This window comes from Frankia sp. AgKG'84/4 (genome assembly GCF_023242965.2).
GTDB lineage: Bacteria > Actinomycetota > Actinomycetes > Frankiales > Frankiaceae > Frankia.
Map to the genome: position 1 here is coordinate 1 of NZ_JALKFU020001152.1, position 2,820 is coordinate 2,820.

At 72.8% G+C, this 2,820-nt stretch carries 2 protein-coding genes; both read left to right on the forward strand.

The features are described 5' to 3' along the window. Positions 1 to 2,087, forward strand: a 2,087-nt coding sequence (locus tag MXD58_RS28005) for an MMPL family transporter (RefSeq protein ID WP_250611180.1), incomplete at its 5' end; no start/stop codon positions are given. Between the two features lie 484 nt (positions 2,088 to 2,571). Further along, on the forward strand, positions 2,572 to 2,820 hold a 249-nt coding region (locus MXD58_RS28010), incomplete at its 3' end, for a TSUP family transporter (RefSeq protein WP_250611182.1).

A 2,820-nucleotide genomic window follows, 5' to 3' on the forward strand; every position in this document is an offset into this window, starting at 1 on the left:
CGCCGGGGCCGCTCGGCCGGCTCGGCGTCTGGACAGTCCGCCACGGCCGGGCGGTGATGCTCGCCTGGGCGGTGATCGTCATCGTGCTTGGCGCGTTCGCCCCGCAGGTGGAGAAGACTCTCTCCGGGGCCGGCTGGCAGGCGAATGGCTCGGAGTCAGTCGCGGTCCGGGACCGGGCCGGGAGCGAGTTCGGCGGGGCGAGCAGCGCCGCGCTGATGGTCGTCGTGCACACCACGGGCCCGGTGTCCGGTCCGGCCGGCCAGCGCGCGATCGCGGCGGCCAGCTCGCTGTTGCGGGCCGACAGCCGGGTGTCCGGGGTGTCACGGGCACAGATCGCGCCCGACGGGCACACTGCCGTGCTGCAGGGCGGCGCGGCCGCGTCGACGTCGGACATGGTCCGCGCCGCCGACGACCTGACGAAGCCGTTGCAGGCCCTGGACACCCCGGACGTGACGGTCTCGCTCACCGGGGCGTCGGGGATGTGGTCGGACTTCAACAAGGCCAACCTGTCCGCGATGCTGCACTCCGAGCTGCTCAGCTGGCCGGTCACGCTGGCGATCCTCGTACTGGCGTTCGGTTCGCTGGTCGCGGCCGGTCTGCCGCTGCTGCTCACCCTCGCCGGCCTGCTGGCGGCCGCTGGCAGCCTGACCCTGCTCGGCGGCGTGTTCGACGTGTCGATCTGGGCGATGAACTTCGCGATGATGTTCGCGCTCGCCCTGGGCATCGACTATGCGCTGTTCATGGTCGTCCGCTTCCGCGGCGAGCATTTCGGCCACCGGGAGGACCCGGTGGCGGCGGTCGCCGAGACGATGGACACCGCCGGCAAGGCGGTCGCGTTCTCCGGTCTGACCGTGCTGGCGAGCCTGTCCGCGGTGATGCTTGTCCCGTCGCCGGCGTTCCGCTCGATGGCGTCGGGGATCATGCTCGCGGTGGTGTTTGTGCTGGCGGCGACCCTGACCCTGCTGCCGGCGGTGCTCGCGCGGCTCGGTGACCGCGTCGACGCGCTGGCCCTGCCGTGGGTGCACAAGGGTGAGCACCGCTCGGCCCGGTTCGCCGCGTGGGGTGCGTGGCTGTGGCGGCGCCCGGTCCGTTTCGGGCTGGTCGCGCTCGCTGTGCTGGTCGCGCTGGCGGTGCCCGTGTTCGGCCTGCGTACCGGCATGCCCTCGATCACCGTCGTGCCGGCGGGGGACTCGTCCCGGGTCGGCTATACGCAGGTTGCGCAGGCGTTCGGGCCGGGCGCGCCGGGAGCGATGCAGGTCATCGCCCCGGCCGGGGAACTGCGCGCGGTCGAGCACGTCCTGGCCGCCGACCCCGGGGTCGCGCATGTCTCACCGGCGCTGACCTCCGGCGGCGGGCGGGAGGTCCTGCTGCAGGCCACCCCGACCGTCGACCCGTCCGACCCGGCGCTGAGCGCCACCCTGCACCGGCTACGCGCCACCCTGCCCCCGGCCGCCCTCGTCGGCGGCGCCGCCGCCGAGAACATCGACCTGCACCAGCTGCTGTCCGACCGCACCCCACTCGTGCTCGCGACCGTGCTCGGCCTGGGCTTCCTGCTCCTGCTCGTCGTGCTCGCCGCCCCACTCGCCGCAGCACTCGGCGTGCTGACCAACCTGCTCGCCACCGGCGCCGCCTTCGGCGTCGCCCGGCTCGTCTTCACCGACGGCCATGGCGCGGGCCTGCTGGGCTTCACCCCGCAGGGGTTCCTGGACGCCTGGGGCCCGATCTTCTTCTTTGCGATGATCTTCGCGATCGCGATGGACTACACCGTCTTCCTGCTCGCCGCCGCGAAGGAGCACTGGGAACGCACCGGCGACGCCCGCGAGGCGATGGTCGGCGGCCTGGCCAACTCCGGGCGGGTAATCTTCGCCGCCGCCGCCGTCATGGTCGCGGTCTTCTTCACCTTCGCGTTGTCCGGGCCACTGCCCCCCAAGGAGATGGGCATCATCCTCGGGATCGCGGTGCTGCTCGACGCGGCCCTGGTCCGCCTCGTCCTGCTGCCCGTCCTGCTCCGCCTCGCCGGACGCGCCGCCTGGTACAGCCCCGCCTGGCTGCGACGCGTCCTACCGAAGATCACCTTCGCGCACTGACCCCGCGCCGTCACGGGCGCCGGCCGGGGGACACCCGGCCGGCGTCTGCGAGTCCGGCAACGATGCGAGTCGGCGTTCGCGGTGGGCCGTGACAGTCATTGCTGTACCGCCCTCGGCGTCTCATCCCGGAGCGGACGCAGGTCGAGTAGCATCGAGATATACCCCCTGGGGTATATCTCGATGGTCGGACCAGCCGACGCTGTCACGCGGCCGTCGAGCAGGGGGCGTCCGAATCGAGCAGGCATGGCTCCCAAGCTCGCTCAGAACTGGAGGATCTCCATGACATGGCCCCAGCAGTCGCCCTACCCTGGACAGGCCACTCCCGCTCAGGCTTATGAGCTGGCCAGGTCAGCCGCTCCCAGCAGGCGGCGCGGCTCCTCGCCCAGCGCGGCATCCAGGTTCTCAACGTCACCGGCGGCATGACCGTGTGGGCACGGTCCGGACTGCCCGTCACCACACCAGCCGGCGGCGTCGGGCAGGTCCTGTGACCGAACTGGCCGCGACGTTGGCCGCCGGGGCTGTCGTCGGCCTGGCGCTCGGCGGCCTCGGCGGAGGCGGCAGCATGCTCGCCGTGCCCGCGCTGATCTACCTGCTCGGCTTCAGTCCGGCGCACGCCACCACGGCCAGCCTGCCGATCGTCGCTGCCACGTCGCTCACGGGCCTGTTCGCGCATGCCAGGGCAGGGCGCGTGCGCTGGCGCTCGGGGGCGCTGTTCGCCGCCGCCGGCCTGCCC